This window comes from Corallococcus sp. CA054B (assembly GCF_003611625.1).
GTDB classification, from domain to species: domain Bacteria; phylum Myxococcota; class Myxococcia; order Myxococcales; family Myxococcaceae; genus Corallococcus; species Corallococcus coralloides.
On sequence record NZ_RAVY01000006.1, the window covers coordinates 48,904 to 64,233 of the forward strand.

General features: G+C 70.3%; 13 protein-coding genes. 5 read left to right on the forward strand and 8 right to left on the reverse strand.

Features of this window, described 5'->3' with window-relative positions:
- Positions 1-4: 4 nt before the first annotated feature.
- On the reverse strand, positions 5-1,075 hold the full coding sequence (locus D7V80_RS02830; RefSeq protein WP_120586676.1) for a dipeptide epimerase: 1,071 nt from the start codon (positions 1,073-1,075) through the stop codon (positions 5-7).
- Between the two features lie 197 nt (positions 1,076-1,272).
- Here D7V80_RS02830 and D7V80_RS02835 point away from each other — a divergent pair, with 197 nt between their 5' ends.
- Positions 1,273-3,258, forward strand: coding sequence for a PAS domain-containing protein (locus D7V80_RS02835; protein ID WP_120586677.1), 1,986 nt, complete (start codon positions 1,273-1,275; stop codon positions 3,256-3,258).
- Positions 3,259-3,287: 29 nt separating this feature from the next.
- Here the strand turns inward: D7V80_RS02835 and D7V80_RS02840 are convergent, their stop codons facing one another.
- The 3 genes from D7V80_RS02840 to D7V80_RS02850 form a co-directional block, all read right to left on the reverse strand.
- Positions 3,288-3,983 (reverse strand): suppressor of fused domain protein, encoded by a 696-nt coding sequence (locus D7V80_RS02840; protein WP_120586678.1) that lies wholly within the window; start codon positions 3,981-3,983, stop codon positions 3,288-3,290.
- A gap of 93 nt (positions 3,984-4,076) precedes the next feature.
- Positions 4,077-5,267 (reverse strand): GNAT family N-acetyltransferase, encoded by a 1,191-nt coding sequence (locus D7V80_RS02845; RefSeq protein ID WP_120586679.1) that lies wholly within the window; start codon positions 5,265-5,267, stop codon positions 4,077-4,079.
- 94 nt (positions 5,268-5,361) lie between these two features.
- Positions 5,362-5,772, reverse strand: a complete 411-nt coding sequence (locus D7V80_RS02850) for a helix-turn-helix domain-containing protein (protein ID WP_120586680.1) — start codon at positions 5,770-5,772, stop codon at positions 5,362-5,364.
- Positions 5,773-5,879: 107 nt separating this feature from the next.
- Between D7V80_RS02850 and D7V80_RS02855 the strand changes: the two genes are divergently transcribed.
- Positions 5,880-6,737: an SDR family oxidoreductase gene (locus tag D7V80_RS02855; protein ID WP_120586681.1), complete on the forward strand. Its 858-nt coding sequence runs from the start codon at positions 5,880-5,882 to the stop codon at positions 6,735-6,737.
- Positions 6,738-6,779: 42 nt separating this feature from the next.
- Here the strand turns inward: D7V80_RS02855 and D7V80_RS02860 are convergent, their stop codons facing one another.
- The 3 genes from D7V80_RS02860 to D7V80_RS02870 all read right to left on the reverse strand — a co-directional run bounded on the left by D7V80_RS02860 (position 6,780) and on the right by D7V80_RS02870 (position 10,091).
- Positions 6,780-7,250 carry an NUDIX hydrolase gene (locus tag D7V80_RS02860; protein WP_120586682.1) on the reverse strand — a complete coding sequence of 157 codons (471 nt, stop codon included), beginning with the start codon at positions 7,248-7,250 and terminating at the stop codon, positions 6,780-6,782.
- Positions 7,247-8,449, reverse strand: coding sequence for a DUF2380 domain-containing protein (locus tag D7V80_RS02865; RefSeq protein WP_370452445.1), 1,203 nt, complete (start codon positions 8,447-8,449; stop codon positions 7,247-7,249). Before D7V80_RS02865 ends, D7V80_RS02860 begins: the two co-directional genes overlap by 4 nt.
- Positions 8,450-8,768: 319 nt before the next feature.
- Positions 8,769-10,091, reverse strand: a complete 1,323-nt coding sequence (locus D7V80_RS02870; RefSeq protein WP_120586684.1) for a hypothetical protein — start codon at positions 10,089-10,091, stop codon at positions 8,769-8,771.
- 203 nt (positions 10,092-10,294) lie between these two features.
- Between D7V80_RS02870 and D7V80_RS02875 the strand changes: the two genes are divergently transcribed.
- Positions 10,295-11,140: an SDR family oxidoreductase gene (locus tag D7V80_RS02875; protein WP_120586685.1), complete on the forward strand. Its 846-nt coding sequence runs from the start codon at positions 10,295-10,297 to the stop codon at positions 11,138-11,140.
- Positions 11,141-11,207: 67 nt separating this feature from the next.
- Here D7V80_RS02875 and D7V80_RS02880 read toward each other — a convergent pair whose 3' ends face one another.
- Positions 11,208-12,005 carry an acyl-CoA desaturase gene (locus D7V80_RS02880; RefSeq protein WP_120586686.1) on the reverse strand — a complete coding sequence of 266 codons (798 nt, stop codon included), beginning with the start codon at positions 12,003-12,005 and terminating at the stop codon, positions 11,208-11,210.
- 290 nt (positions 12,006-12,295) lie between these two features.
- Between D7V80_RS02880 and bioA the strand changes: the two genes are divergently transcribed.
- Both bioA and D7V80_RS02890 read left to right on the forward strand, forming a co-directional pair.
- The gene (gene bioA, locus D7V80_RS02885; protein ID WP_120586687.1) at positions 12,296-13,627 is read left to right on the forward strand and encodes an adenosylmethionine--8-amino-7-oxononanoate transaminase; all 1,332 of its coding nucleotides are present in this window, start codon (positions 12,296-12,298) and stop codon (positions 13,625-13,627) included.
- Positions 13,628-13,877: 250 nt separating this feature from the next.
- Positions 13,878-15,326, forward strand: a complete 1,449-nt coding sequence (locus tag D7V80_RS02890; protein ID WP_120586722.1) for an FAD-binding oxidoreductase — start codon at positions 13,878-13,880, stop codon at positions 15,324-15,326.
- Positions 15,327-15,330: the final 4 nt, after the last annotated feature.

Sequence of the window (15,330 nt, forward strand, 5' to 3'; positions counted from 1 at the left end):
AGGCTCAGCGCAGCGTGACGCCGTGCCCCAGCGCGTCCGGGTCCAGGGTCAGCCGCGAGCCCTCGTACCGACCGCCGCCCTGGAACGGGTGGTTCGCGATGAACAGCGGCGTGTCCAGGTCCGCGTAGCTGAAGCCGCCCAGCCCCGCCGCCAGGTGCGCGGACGCGGTCATCGCGAGCACGCTCTCCACCATCCCACCCACCATCAGCTCCAGCCCCGCCGCCCGGGCGAGGCTCCACATGGTCACCGCGTCCACCATCCCGCACTTCATCGTCTTGATGTTGATGCCGTGGCACGCGTTCTCACGGATGAGCCGCAGCACGTCCTTCACCGAGCGCGCCGACTCGTCCGCGCACACGGAGACCCTCGAGCGTTGCGTCACCTCCGCGAGCCCCGCGACGTCGGCCACCGGCTGCTCGAACAGCGACAGCGGCACCTCCGCGCGCTCCAGCTCCTTGAGGAACGCCAGCGCCTCCGCCACGTCATAGCCCCCGTTCGCGTCCGCGATGAGCCGCGCCTTCGGGGCCTCCTGGTGGATGGCCACGAGCCGCGCCGCGTCCGCGTCCGGGTCCAGCGCGCCGACCTTCACCTTCACCGTGTCGATGCCCCGCCCCAGGATGGCCCGCGTCGACGCCACCGCGTGCGTCACGTCTCCGGCGGTGACCGTCATGTCGATGTCCAGCGACGTCCCCGCTCCGCCGAAGAAGGCGTACATGGGGATGCGGTGGTGCCGCGTGAGCGCGTCCAGGAGCGCGATCTCCACGCCACACCGCGCGGCCGGCGCCAGCGCCAGCGCATCCCCCAGCGCCTCCGACGCCGGCCGCCACTCCTGGGCGTCGCGGCCCACGAGCAGCTCGCGCACCGGCTCCAGGGAAGCGAGCGTGCTGACCTGCGTCTCTCCGCTTACCGCAGTGAAGGGCGCCGCCTCGCCCAACCCCACGGTGCCGTCCGCGAGCGTCACGCGCACGAGCACGTTCTCCGCCGCCAGCTGCGCGCCGGTGGCGATGGCGAAGGGCTCCGTCAGGGACAGGTGCAGCGGTTCGAACGAGACGTGCGTGATGAGGGTAGAGCGCATGGGCAGGCACGAGTGTGGCCGACGTTCCGGTCCGGAGGGGAGTCTTTCCTTTCCTTCCGGCTTTCACTCTCACACGTCTGTAATTCGAGAAGGTTAAGAAAGATACGAAGACTGGGGCTGGCTTGAGCCGCCGTGCGATTCGTGGCGACATGCGGGCTTCCCGGGGGTTGGGCGGTGCCTGGGCCGCGAGGAGCCGGATGTCCGCGACCGATACGACCGTGGCCCTTCCGCTCCCGGATGCATTCCTGGCCGCGTTGGAGGAGGCCGAGCGCGAACACCCCGAGGCGTGCATGGTGCTGCGCGCCGTGCGCTCTCCGGGCGGGGCCATCCTGGACTTCGAGTGGCTGTGGGCGAACCCCGCCGCGGCGCGCGCGCTGGGCCGGGGGCCGGAGTACCTGCGGGGCCGGCGCCTGGGCGAGGTGTCCTCGAAGGGGGGCATCGCCGGCCGCATGGACCTCCTGCGCCAGGTGGTGGAGTCCGGCCGGCCGCACGCGGACCACTTCGCCGAAGGGGAGGTGCTGCTGCAGGGCACGGCGGTGCCGCTGCGGGACGGGGTGCTGTTGCGCCTTCGTGACATCACCAGCGCCCAGCGGGTGGAGGAGGGGCTGCGCGAGACGCTGGACTGGGTGCGCGACGTGCTGGAGAGCATGCCGGACGCCTTCTTCACCGTGGACACGGACTGGCGCCTCACCTACGTGAACCGCAACGCCGCCGCGCTCACCAACCGCTCCCAGGAAGAGCTCTTCCGCCGCGTGCTGTGGGAGGCGTGCCCGGAGCTGTGCGGCACCCCGTTCGAGCGCACCATGCGCGAGGTGGCCTCCGAGGAGAGCTACCGCCTCTTCGAGGTGCGCACCGGCAGGGACCGCTGGCACGAGGTGCACGCCTGGTCCAGCGGCCGGAACATCTCCACCTACGCGCGCGACATCACCGACAAGAAGCGCGTGCAGGCGGAGCGCGACGCGCTGCTCGCCCGCGAGCACTCCGGCCGCCTGGAGGCGGAGGCCCTGGCCCAGCGCCGCACGCACGAGCTGATGGCCGCGCGCGAGCGGCTGATGCAGTCGGAGAAGCTGGCCATGGCGGGCCAGCTGGCCGCGGGCGTGGGCCACGAAATCAACAACCCCCTGTCCTACGTCGCCGGCAATCTCCAGTTCGCGGTGGAGCAGCTCACGCCGCTCGCCCGCCGCCCGGGGCTCCAGGACGCGGTGGGCGAGGCGCTGGAGGCGCTGCGCGAGGCGAAGGAGGGCGCGGAGCGCATTCGCGTCATCGTGCGCGACCTACAGACCTTCGCCCGCGCGGACGAGCTGCGCCTGGGGCCCGTGGACGTGCACGCGGCGCTGGAGTTCGGCATCTCCATGTCGATGACCCACCTGCGCAGCCGCGCCCAGGTGGAGCGCCACTTCGGCCAGGTGCCGCCCGCGCTGGCGCACGAGGCGCGCCTGGGGCAGGTGTTCCTCCACCTGCTCATCAACGCCGCGCACGCCATCCCCCCCGGCGCCTTCGACCGGCACCGGGTGACGCTCACCACCCGCCGCGAGGGCGCGTGGGTGCTGGCGGAGGTGTCCGACACCGGCCTGGGCATGACGCCGGAGGTGCTCCAGCGCGCCTTCGAGCCGTTCTTCACCACGCGTCCCGTGGGGGAGGGCAGCGGCCTGGGGCTGTCCATCTGCCTGGGGCTCGTGCGCAGCATGCACGGCGAGCTGACGGCCACCAGCATCCCCGGCCTGGGCAGCACCTTCCAGGTGCGGCTGCCCGTCCTGGAGCCCATCGTCCACCCGGTCGTCCCCGCGGTGCGCGCGGACGAGGGGCCCTGCCGCAAGCGCGTGCTGGTGGTGGACGACGAGCCTCAGCTCACCTCGGTGCTCCGGCGCATCCTCGGCCGGCAGCATGACGTGGTGGTGGCGCACAGCGGCCGGGAGGCGCTGGCGCTCCTGGAGCAGGATGACGCCTTCGACCGCGTCTTCTGCGACCTGATGATGGCGGACCTCACCGGCATGGACGTGCACGCGGAGCTGTCGCGGCGCCGGCCGGAGCTCCTGTCGCGCTTCGTGTTCATGACGGGCGGCAGCTTCACGGAGCGCGCCCGCGCCTTCCTCCAGGCCGTGCCGCTGCCGCGCATCGAGAAGCCCTTCGAGCCGGGCCTCTTGCACTCGCTGGTGGAGTCCTCGCCGCCGCGCGCCGGTTAGCGCGGGCGGCGAGAGAGAGAGAGTGGGAACTACAGCTTCACCTCGTCGCGCTCCGGCCGCGTGATGTACGCGGTGGCGGGGTTCGCGGGGTCGGCCAGCTTCTTCAGCAGGCTGTCCATGCCGTTGGAGCGCGCGAAGGCCATCTCGTTCTTCGTCACGCCCACCAGCGTGAGCAGCTCCACCTGGCCGCTGGGCAGGGTGAAGTGGCTGGGGCGGTTGGCGTCCTTCACGAACACGAAGCCCGCGAGCTTCGTCTCACCGCCGGTGAGCGTGCCGTCCACCGGGTAGCGGTGCCCCATGGCGAACAGCCGCGCGCACACGAGGTTGTAGGCCATCATGTCCAGGAGGCGCAGAACCGGCCAGCGCTCCTCCTCGGGCGTGTGGATGACCATCTCGTAGCCCAGGCCGCTGCGGGCGTCGTCCGCCAGGTCCTCGCCGGGGGCCACCGTGAAGGGGTTGGACAGGCCGCTGGTCACGTAGGTCCAGTACGGGTGCTCCGGGCTGGGCGGCGCCACGCGTACACCCATGGGCAGCCAGTTCGGATCCATCTCCGTTCCCTGGGCCAGCTCGCTCTCCAGCCACCCCTCCAGCACGCCGGTGCCCTCCAGGAGATCCACCTCCTCGCGGATGGCGCCGAACAGCTTCGGGTACTCCACCTCGTCGCGGTCCGCCCAGCAGTCTTCGTACCACTGGATGAAGTCTTCCTCTGTCTCCGGGACTTTCATGGGGCGGACTCTAGAGGTTCACCCCGATTTCACAACTTGAACCGAGCCTGGATGCCCACTGGCCGGTGGGCTGGCGGACAGACGTTCAGGTTTTCAGGTTCCGGTGGACCCGGGGGCCGGGTTGGAGGCCCATGGTTTGAGGCCGCAGATGCGCTCCGCCTCTTCCACGGCGGGTGCCAGCCGCGCGTGCTCCATGCGCAGGAAGCTCCGCACGGCCTTGTCCAGGCGCTTGTCGAAAATCAGGTGGGCGCTGTGCACGGCGGTGGGCTCGAAGCCGCGGGACACCTTGTGCTCGCCGCCGGCGCCGGGTTCGAACACCTTGCGCCCTGAGCGGATGCAGTCGTCCACGGAGTGGTACAGGCAGACGTTGAAGTGCAGGAAGGGGTGCTCTTCCGTGCAGCCCCAGTAGCGGCCGTAGAGCCGCTCCGGCGTGGCCAGGTTGAAGGCCCCGGCGATGACCTTCCCGTCCTTCACCGCCTCCACCATCTCCACCGCCTGGGGCAGGTCGCGGAAGACGCGCTCGAAGAAGCCCGGGGTGAGCTGCACCTGGCCCCAGGCGTGGCGCTCGCAGGTGGACGTGTAGAAGGTGTACGCGCGCTGGGCGTGCTCCTGCGTCAGGTCCGCGCCGCGCACGGTGCGCAGCTGGATGCCCTGCGTGGCCGCGGCGGCGCGCTCGCGCTTGAGCTGGTTGCGGCGCTTGGAGTCGAAGCGGGCCAGGTAGTCGTTGTAGCGCTGGTAGCCCGGGTTCTTCCAATGGAACTGGAGCGTCATCCGGCGCGCGAGCCCGGCCTCCTCCAGGAAGTCCGCCTCTTCGTCCGTGGGATAGAGCACGTGCACGCCGGAGCAGTCCTGGGCCTGGGCGGTCTCCACGGCGGCCTCGAGGAGCGCTCGGCGCAGGGCGGCGGCGTCCTCTCCGGGGGCGGTGAGGAAGCGCGGCACGGTGGCGGGGGACAGGGGGCCGCCCACGAGCAGCTTCGGGTAGTACTCCACGCCCAGCTGGGCGGCGGCGTTGGCCCAGCCGAAGTCGTAGATGTACTCGCCCATGCTGTGGAACTTGAGATAGGCGGGCGCCGCGGCGACGAGCTTCCTACCTCGCCACAGCGTCAGGTGGTGCGGGGCCCAGCCGGTGTCCTCGGTGGCGCTGCCGCTCTCCTCCATGGCGGACAGCCACGCATGGCGCACGAAGGGGGGCGCGCCGTCAGCGACCAGGGCGTCCCATTGGGCGGCCGGGACATCGCGGATGGCATCGAGAATGCGGACCTTGAGCGGGGTGTCGGCGGGCACGGGAGCAGTCTTAACGCGGGCCTGTTCCCTTCGCTCCCGTTCGTCCCGCTGGAGGGCACCCAGGCAAGGAGGCGCGGGGCCGCCTTGGGGCTGCTCAGGAGGCCTTCTTGCGGGGTGGGGCCTTGGTGCGGGCGCTCATCACGCGAGGGAGGTTGTCCTCGATCCAGGAGGTCAGCGCCTCCACGTGGACGGCCACCTCTTCGCCCAGGGGCGTGAGGCTGTAGTCCACGTGGGGAGGAATCACGGGGTGGGCCTCCCGGTGCACGAAGCCGTCCTGCTCCAGGGCCTGGAGCGTCTGGGCGAGCATCTTCTCGCTGACCCCGCCCACCTTGCGGCGCAGCTCGCTGAAGCGGTGGGTGCCTTCCTCCTTGAGCGCGACGAGCACCAGCACGCCCCACTGGCTGGTGACGTGCTCCAGGACGCCGCGCGAGGGACACGCCGCCGCGTACAGGTCCCCGCGCTGCTTCACCTTCTCCAGCAATGGACTGCCCTTGCTTGCCTTCATGACGGGACACTTACCATGAGGTGCGTACTTACGAAAAGTGAGTACCCCCGTTACGGTAAGCCCAGTTCGAGTTCGCGCCTGGAGCGCGGGAAGGAAAGGGCGAAGCCATGTTCGTGGTCACGGGAGCCTCGGGGAAGCTGGGCCAGTTCGTCGTGGAGGGGTTGCTGAAGAAGGTGCCGGCGGACCAGGTGGCGGTGGCGGTGCGCAATCCGGACAAGGCGAAGGCCTGGGCCGCGCGCGGCGTGCAGGTGCGCCAGGTGGACTACGACCGCCCGGAGACGCTGAGCGGGGCGTTCGGGAAGGGGGACACGGTGCTGCTCATCTCCGCGAACGAGGTGGGGAAGCGCTTCCCGCAGCACTCGGCGGTGATTGAAGCGGCGAAGAAGGCGGGCGTGAAGCTGCTGGCCTACACGAGCATCCTGTTCGCGGACAAGAGCGGCCTGTCGCTGGCGGGGGAGCACAAGGCGACGGAGGAGGCCATCCGAGCCTCAGGCATCCCGTACGTGTTCCTGCGCAACGGCTGGTACGTGGAGAACTACACGGAGCACATCGCGCCGGCGCTCCAGTACGGCGTGGTGCAGGGCAGCGCGAAGGAGGGCCGGGTGGCCACGGCGACGCGCCAGGAGTACGCGGACGCGGCGGTGGCGGTGCTGACGGGCACGGGCCACGAGAACCAGGTGTACGAGCTGGCGGGGGACACGAGCTTCACGCTGCCGGAGTACGTGGCGGAGCTGTCGCGCCAGTCGGGCAAGCCGGTGAAGTACGTGGACCTGCCGGTGGCGGAGTTCTCCGCGGCGCTCCAGCAGGTGGGCGTGCCCAAGCCCTTCGCGGACACGCTGGCGGACGCGGACGCGGGCTTGTCGCGCGGAGAGCTGAATGACACCAGCCGCACGCTGAGCCGGCTTATCGGCCGGCCCACGGCGCCGTTTGGTCAGGCCATCGGCGCGGCGCTGAAGCAGGGCTGAGTTCTGGGTGGCGCCCCCTGGCCCGCGAAGCTACTTCGCGGGTCAGGCTTCCTCGTCAGGGAGGAGCGTGCGGAGCAGTTCGTCGTCGGGACTGAGCGGTTGCCAGCCGGGCGGTGGCGGATGGGCACGGAGCGAAGCTCTAGCCTGCCGTACGCGCTCTTCATGAGTCTCGGGGGTGTAGCTACTCCACCGGGCGAGCACTTGGGCAACATCGAAGCGGTTTGTGTCGTCCACCACGGGTGGCCATCCATTTGGAAGATGCTGGAACAATTCGCGCACGAACTGCCCTCGAACCAAGCGCGTCACCTGCTTGCGTTGCTCCGCCTCCGCCACCAACCCGCTGAACACCTGCACCCCGGCGACGTCGTCCGCCCCAAGCTCCTGGGCCAATGCCACAAGCGACGCGGTAGGGCGTGCTTCGGCAAAGGCGGTCAGCGAGTCGTAGCCGCGTTCGCGGACGCGCTCGTATAGGCGGACCTTCCAGTTCCCCTGCCACGAACGTCCGTCGGTCATCGCCTCCTCCCGGAGATGAAGTTCATCGGGATGTCGTACTCCTTCAGATATCCCGCGACGAGCTTCAAGATCTCGCTCCGTGTCAGCCTCTGGCCAGCTTCGGCCTCCGCGTCGCGTAGTACCTGCATGATCATCCGGTTCCATTCTCTGGGCCATGTGCGCCCCAGGCGCCAGCTGCCACCTCCGTGGATGGCCTCGTGGTGGGCCTGCTCCAAACGGACGCAGAACTGGTCGATGTCCATGTCACCCGTGAAGCCGCGCTGCACGAACCACTCACGGTGCTCTTGCGGCAGCACATGGTGCTTCGGAGCGTCCGACATGCCTGCCCCCGCTCTGCCCGTCACCTGCATGCCGCGCACCTCGGGGCTGTCCCCCAGCGCGTCGCGCACGCCCTTGGGCAGGTCCTGATTCGCCTGGGCCATCATGATCTGTCCGCCCTGAATGAGGACGGCGGCGCTGACGGCGGGAACGGAGATGACGCCCGCCCGCACGAGCCTTCGCATCATCTCCAACCACTCGGCGGAGACCACCAGCCGCGAGCCCACCATGACTCCACCCGAGCTCATCACGAGGCCCACGCCCAGCGTCGCGGGGGCCGAGGGCGGCACGCGTGGCATGGCCATCTTCATCGTGGAGATCATCGTGACCATCTCCACCGCCTGCATCGCCGCGATGATCTGCCTGCCGAGTTTCATGGTCTCGCGGGTTTCCCGCTGGAGCGTATCGAACTCGCGGGTCAGCTTCCCCATCAGCTCGGGCATCGCGGTCGTCGCCGCCTCCACCCGCTCCGGGTCCAGTGAGGCGAGGTCCGTGAGCGTGGGCTCAAGCAGCCCCTGCACGCGATGAAGGTCGGTGAAGATCTTCTCGACGCTACACATCGGGCAGTTTCGGAGCACGGCGTCCGCGAGGTGCAGGAAGTCCACCCAGGTGGCCAGCAGGAGGGTCCCGAACTGAGCAGCCTGGAGCTTCGGCCCCGTCATGCGCAGGAGGCCCAGTTCCATGTCCGTGTCGCCGACTTCCGAGGCCGCGTCCGTCAACGCGGTGGCGCTCCCCAGCGCGCCATGAAGCCACGTCACCTGCTTGGAGCCCTGGTCGAGGTAGCGCGTGAAGACGCCGGTAAGGCCCCAGCCCCCGAGGGCCGGAGGACGGGCCGCCAGCTGGGTGAACGCTGCCTCGACGCCGCGCAGGGAGCCTTTCACTTCGCCCGTGGCGTCGAGGACTGCCTGCCGCGTCGAGGCAGCGCTCCGGGCCCCGCCCCCAGCGGCTGCCTCTCTGCTGACGTCTCCCACCGCTGTCACGTCGTCACGCGGCTGCTGGCGGCGCAGGAGCCGTTGCTCGGACCCGGCGAAGGCGCGTAGGAGGAAGTCCCCGGCGCGCGGGGGCGCATCGCTCGGAGTTTCCACCCACGCGGGCGAGGAGGACTCTCGCGGCGCGTAGCTCAAGCTTGGGCCACGCCCAGGCGCTTGCGGCACGGAGGCGCATCCCGCGGCCATCAGCACCAGGGACAGCAACAGGGCGTCAGCGCGCATTGTCCACCCCCAACCCCACCGAGGCGAACGCTCCCGGCCGCAGCGTCCCTTCCGACGTGGGGAACAGCAGCGTGCCGCCCGTCCCCATCGCGTAGAGCTTCCCGCCCAGGAAGCGCCAGCGGACCTCCGCGGCCCCCAGGTAGCGCGCCTCCGGCTGTCCCATCCCCACCCCAAGCCCTTTCAACACCACTTCGAGGTGGCGCGCGAAGAGCTGCACCGCCACACGCCCATCCACATCGAATCGGCCCCACGAAAAGGCTTCCGCGCCCAGCGACAACTTCAGGTGCTTTTGGAGGCCGCCGTAGCGGACCGCGTCCCAGCCCACCTCCGCCTCGCTGAAGACGGAATAGCCGTCCGGAAAGGACGATTCCGCCAGCGGCATGCCATCCGGGCCCACAGCCCTGAAGCGCGCCAACTCGTAGTCCGGGCCGACGAAGCCCTGCCGGAAGCCGCCGTGCTGCCTGCGAACCTCCAACCGCAGCCGCAAATCCAACGTGGGCGTCAACGCATCCACGCCCGCGCCCACCACCGCGCCCCACGCGCCGCCCTCACTGGGACGTCCGCCCCAACCGGCGAGAACGTGCGCTTCGAAGCCCGGCCGCACCAACACCACGGCGGTGCCATCCAGGTGCGCCAGCGTCACCGAAGGCGCGTGTCCTCCAGCCCGCCCCCAGTCGTGCACCGCCGACAGCGCCAGCGTGTAGCGGCCCGGCTCATGGGATTGGCCGAAGAGGACGTGCTGCACGTCCAGCGCGACTTCCGCCCCCATGAGGCGCGCTCCCAGCACGTCCGAGGCGAAGGCCTGCGTGTAAAGAGGCCCCAGGGTACCGGTGAGGAAGCCTCCCGCTGGGTGGTAGTCGGGATTGCTTCGGTTGGAATAGCGCCGCACGAGGTGCGCGGACAGCAGGCTGTAGGACTCCAGCGCGCCGAACCAGACGCCCACGGGCGCGTTGTTCGAACCCAGCTTGAGGCCGCGCACCACCTGCCCGAAGTCGGAGAGGTTGTCCCAGTCCTCCCTCCTCACGAGGCCCGTGCCGCCCCATGCTCGAAATCTGACCGGTGCGCCGAGGTTGAGTCCGAACTCCTGCCCGCCATCCAGGATGAGCGTGGGCTCCAGTTGGACGAAGCCTTCGGTTTCACCGCGGCCTGAACGCGGAAGGAACGCGAGTGGCGCCACCTCCAGCCGTGCCAGTGAAGACCAGGAGCGGGAGGGTTCCTTGGGGACTGAAGCCCCGGAGTCAGGCGAAGCCGTAGCCGCTCCTTGCATGGAAAGAAGCCCCAGCCACAGCACCGCCCACCAGCGGTCGCCCATTGCTCGCGCCTCCTGACCGCACTCCGGTGCGGTGTGCGGAACCCCGTGATAGCCGCCGAGTCCGACACTGGGGCCTCCCGGCGGCACACCGCGAAACCTGTCCGACAGTCGGACAGGTTTTGAAGCCGCGGCGGTCAGGAGGTGGACCGCATGCATGTCGGGCGGTTGGGACACTTCTTGCTACGTTCGACACGGAGGCAGCCATGATCGTCGTCACGGGAGCCACGGGCCGGTTGGGCCGTTTCGTCATCGAGGGCCTGTTGAAGCAGGTCCCCGCGAACCAGGTCGCGGTCGCGGTGCGCAATCCGGACAAGGCCTCGGATTGGGCCGCGCGCGGCGTGCAGGTTCGCAAGGCGGACTACAGCCGGCCGGAGACGTGGGACGGCGTGTTCTCCAGCGGGGACACCGTGCTGCTCATCTCCTCCAGCGAGGTGGGGCAGCGGCGCAAGCAGCACCAGACCGTGGTGGACGCGGCGAAGAAGGCCGGAGTGAAGCTGCTGGCCTACACGAGCATCCTGCACGCGGACACGTCGCGCATGGTGCTGGCGCCGGAGCACCTGTTCACGGAGGAGGCCATCCGCGCGTCAGGGCTTCCATTCGTGTTCCTGCGGCACAGCTGGTACCTGGAGAACTACACGGAGGCCGCGAAGCGCACGCTGGAGCAGAGCGTGCTCCGGGGCTGCGCGAAGGACGGCCGCGTCGCCCCCGCCACCCGCCAGGACTACGCGGACGCCGCCGTGGCCGTGCTCACCGGCACGGGCCATGAGCACCAGGTGTACGAACTCGCGGGCGACACGGGCTTCACGCTGGCGGAGTACGCGGCGGAGCTGTCACGCCAGTCCGGCAGGACCGTGACGTACCAGGACCTGCCACCCGCCGACTTCGCCGCCGCGCTCATGCAGGCGGGCCTGCCCAAGGGCTACGCCGACGTGCTGGCGAACTCGGACGAAGGCATCGCCCGGGGCGACCTGAACGACACGAGCCGCACGCTGAGCCGCCTCATCGGCCGGCCCACCACGACGCTGGCCGCGGCGCTCCAACTGGCCTGAGAAACACTAAGGGGGAGCAGTCCCTGACGGACGGCTCCCCCGCGTTGCTTCAAGTCTGCACGGTACGTCAGGCCACCTGCGCTCCGCCGCCACTCTGGCGGGCCACTTCGCGCGGCTCCGGGTACACGGCGCGCTGGGGCGTGGTGATGCGGATGACGCCCAGCTTCGACAGCACGCGCATCACCTGCCACGTGGGGTCGATTTCGAAGGCGCGCGCCGCGAAGTTCGGGCTGCTGCCGTACTTGTGGTGGTTGTTCTGGAACAGCTCACCCATGCACAGCACGTCCACCGGCAGCGTGTTGCGCGACTTGTCGGCGCCCTTGAAGTTCCGGTAGCCGTACTTGTGCCCGCACCAGTTCACGATGGCGCCGTGCACCGGCCCCATCACGAAGTGCACCGGCAGCAGCAGGAACATCCAGGGCGACGTCGCGAACGTCGCGTAGAACGCCGTGTACAGCGCCACCCAGCCCAGCACCGCCCACCAGGACTGGCCCAGCGTCTCGTCCACGAGCTTCCACTCCGGGTAGCCACCCTCGAAGCGCGGCTCCGGCTGGATCTTCCGCGTCAGGATGCCCGTGTAGCGCTCCTTCGTGTGCCACATCATCCGCAGCACGTCCTTGAAGTAGTGCGGCGAGTGCGGGTCGTCCTCCGTGTCCGAGTACGCGTGGTGCTCACGGTGCAGGATGGCGTACGCCCGCGGCGACAGGTACGACGAGCCCTGCACCAGGTAGGTGAGCAGGTGCATCACCTTCTCCGTGCGCGGCCCCATGCTGTACATGCGGTGCGCCGCGTAACGGTGCTGGAAGAAGCTCTGGAAGAAGACGCAGAGCAGCCAGTGACTGATGAAGAAGATGACGATGGCCATGACTCTCCCGTGATGACAGACACAGGGCTAACACCCCCCCTGTCACGGCAATGTCAGCGCTCCCCACGTCACCGGCACCGGACCGGCCTCACCGTCCCGTCCCGGACGCACGCCACTGAGCGTCCCATTCCCTCGCCTGTCGGCTGGTGGATAAGGCCCGGTGCGGCCACCCATTCGTCCCCGTCCCTCGTGTCGCACCGCGACGTTGCGGGCCGTCCCCGGGGAGGGCAGAAGGGCACGCGGCGCGTCACCCCGGGCTTCACTCCCCTTCGCGCCCAGGAGCCTCCACCGTGGATCGGGCAACCCTCGTCGGACTGGACAAGCAGCACGTCTGGCACCCCTACACCGCCATGGAGCAGTACATCGCCAAGACGGACCCCCTGGTCATCGTCAGGGCGGAGGGCGTCTGGCTCCATGACGCGGACGGACGGCGCTACCTGGACGCCAACGGCTCGTGGTGGGTGTCCACCCTGGGACACCGCCACCCGCGCCTCGTGCACGCACTCACCGAGCAGCTGGGCAGCCTGGCCCACGTCTCGCTCGCGGGCATCACCCACGGCCCCGCGGCCCAGCTGGGCGCGGAGCTGACCGCGCTGGCTCCGGGCGCCGACAGGGCGGACGTGCCCTCGGAGCAGAAGCTGTCGCGCGTCTTCTATTCGGACAACGGCAGCACCGCGGTGGAGGTGGCCATCAAGATGGCCGCGCAGTACTGGGCGCAGAACGGCCGCCCCCGCCGCACCCGCTTCATCACCCTGACCGGCGCCTTCCACGGCGAGACGATTGGCTCCACCAGCGTGGGCGGCGTGCACGAGTTCCGCGACGTGTTCGGCCCGCTCCTCTTCGACGTGGTGCACGTGCCGTCCCCTGCCGAACCCGACGGCCACGCGCGCGCACTCGCCGAGGTGAAGGCCGCGCTCGCGGCGGATCCGGACGGCATCGCCGGCGTCATCCTGGAGCCCGTCATCCAGGGCGCGGCGGGCATGTGGATGTCGTCGCCGGACTTCGTGCGCGAGGTGCGCGAGGCCACCCGCGCGGTGGACACCTTCCTCATCGCCGATGAGGTCTTCACCGGCATGGGCCGCACCGGCGCGCGCTTCGCGGTGGACCTGGCTGGCGTGGTGCCGGACCTCCTGTGCCTGGCCAAGGCGCTCAGCGGGGGCCTGCTGCCCTTCGCCGCCACGCTCGCGTCGGAGCGCATCTTCCAGGGCTTCCTGGGGGCGAAGGACCGGGCGCTGTATTACGGGCACTCCTACTGCGGCAACCCGCTGGGCGCGTGCGTGGCGCGCGAGGTGCTGGCCGTGTACCGCGACGAGGACGTGCTGGGGCAGGTCCAGCGCAAGGCGCCGCGCGTGAAGGCCGCCTTCGAGCGCATGGCCGCCACCCTCCCCGGGCTCGTGCGCCCGCGCGCGGTGGGCATGGTGGGCGCGGTGGACCTGGGCGGCGGAGGCTACTTCGCGGACAGCGGCTGGCGCGTCTACGAGGCCGCTCGCCGCCGTGGCCTGTACCTGCGCCCCATGGGCAACACCGTCTACATCGCGCCCGCGCTCAACATCCCGGACGCGGACCTGGACCTGCTGCTCCAGGGCGTGGAGGACAGCCTGCGCGAGGTGGCGGCGGGCTGAGCCGTCCCCAGCCCGAGGGAGCCCGGGCGGCTCGCGCGGGCGGAGGCTGCCCGCCGCGTGGGCGTGCCCATCCTCCTGCGGGAGCGCGGGGCCGCGAGGGTGGCGGAGTGGCGGAGCGCTGCGTCCGCTCCCGCCCACCGGCGCGTGCCAGGAGGCCTCCTCCTGCCTTCCGGTCCTGCGAGGCCGTCACCGTGCGCATCCGTTGAGTCAGGCGCCGTGCCGGTGCCGTCTCTTGGAGGAGGGAACCGCCGTGACACTCGAAACCCACCGTCCGCAGACAGGCCCCGGCCTGCCCGCCGGGCTGACGCCGGACAGCGTGGAGCTGTTCCGGGCACAGCTGCGCGGCGCGCTCATCCAGCCGGGCGACGCCGACTACGCGGAGGCGTGCCAGCTGTACAACGCGATGATCCACAAGCACCCGGCCATGGTGGCCCGGTGCGCGGACGTGGCGGACGTCATCGCCGCGGTGGCCCTGGCCCGCGAGCGCAAGCTCCCCCTGGCCGTGCGCGGCGGCGGCCACAACGGCGGCGGATTGGGGCTGGTGGATGACGGACTGGTCATCGACCTGTCGCGCATGCGCGGCGTGCGCGTGGACCCCGACGCCCGCACGGTGCGCGTCGCGGGCGGTGCCGTCTGGGGAGACGTGGACCACGCCACCCACGCCTTCGGGCTCGCGGTGCCCTCCGGCATCATCTCCACCACGGGCGTGGGCGGGCTCACGCTGGGCGGCGGCCTGGGGCACCTCACGCGCCGCTTCGGGCTCACCATCGACAACCTGCTCGCCGTGGACATGGTGCTCGCGGACGGCCGCTTCGTCACCGCGAACGAGGAGAAGCACGCGGACCTGTTCTGGGCGGTGCGCGGCGGGGGCGGCAACTTCGGCGTGGTGACGTCGTTCCTCTTCCGCGCCAACCCCGTGGACACCATCATCGGCGGTCCCACGCTCTGGCCCCTGGACCGCGCGGCGGAGGTGATGCGCTGGTACCGCGAGTTCCTCCCGGCCGCGCCGGACGAGCTCAGCGGCTTCTTCGCCTTCCTCACCGTGCCGCCCGCGCCGCCCTTCCCGGAGGAACTCCACCTCCAGAAGATGTGCGGCGTGGTGTGGTGCTACACGGGCGACCCCGCGCGCGCGGACGAGCTGTTCAAGCCCGTGCAGGCGCTCAAGCCCGCGCTGCACGGCGTGATGCCCATGCCGTTCCCCATGTTGCAGACCGCCTTCGACGCGCTCTATCCGCCGGGGCACCAGTGGTACTGGCGCGCGGACTTCGTGCGCGAGATTCCGGACGCGGCCATCGAGCGCCACGTGTCCTTCGCGGAGCGCCTGCCGTCCATGCAGTCCACCATGCACCTGTACCCCATCGACGGAGCGGCGCACCGGGTGGGCCCGCATGACACGGCCTTCCGCTTCCGCGACGCGCGCTGGTCGGAGGTCATCGTCGGCGTGGATCCATCACCGGAGCGGGCGGCGGACATCTCCACCTGGGCGAAGGAGTACTGGAGCGCGCTGCACCCGTACTCGGCGGGCGGCGCCTACGTGAACTTCATGATGGAGGAGGGCCAGGAGCGCGTGCAGGCCACCTACGGTGACAACTACGCGCGGCTGGTGGAGGTGAAGCGGGCGTACGACCCGCAGAACCTCTTCCACGTGAACCAGAACATCCTGCCCGGCCCGGCGAAGCCCCCGAGCGTCGCGCACTGAAGGC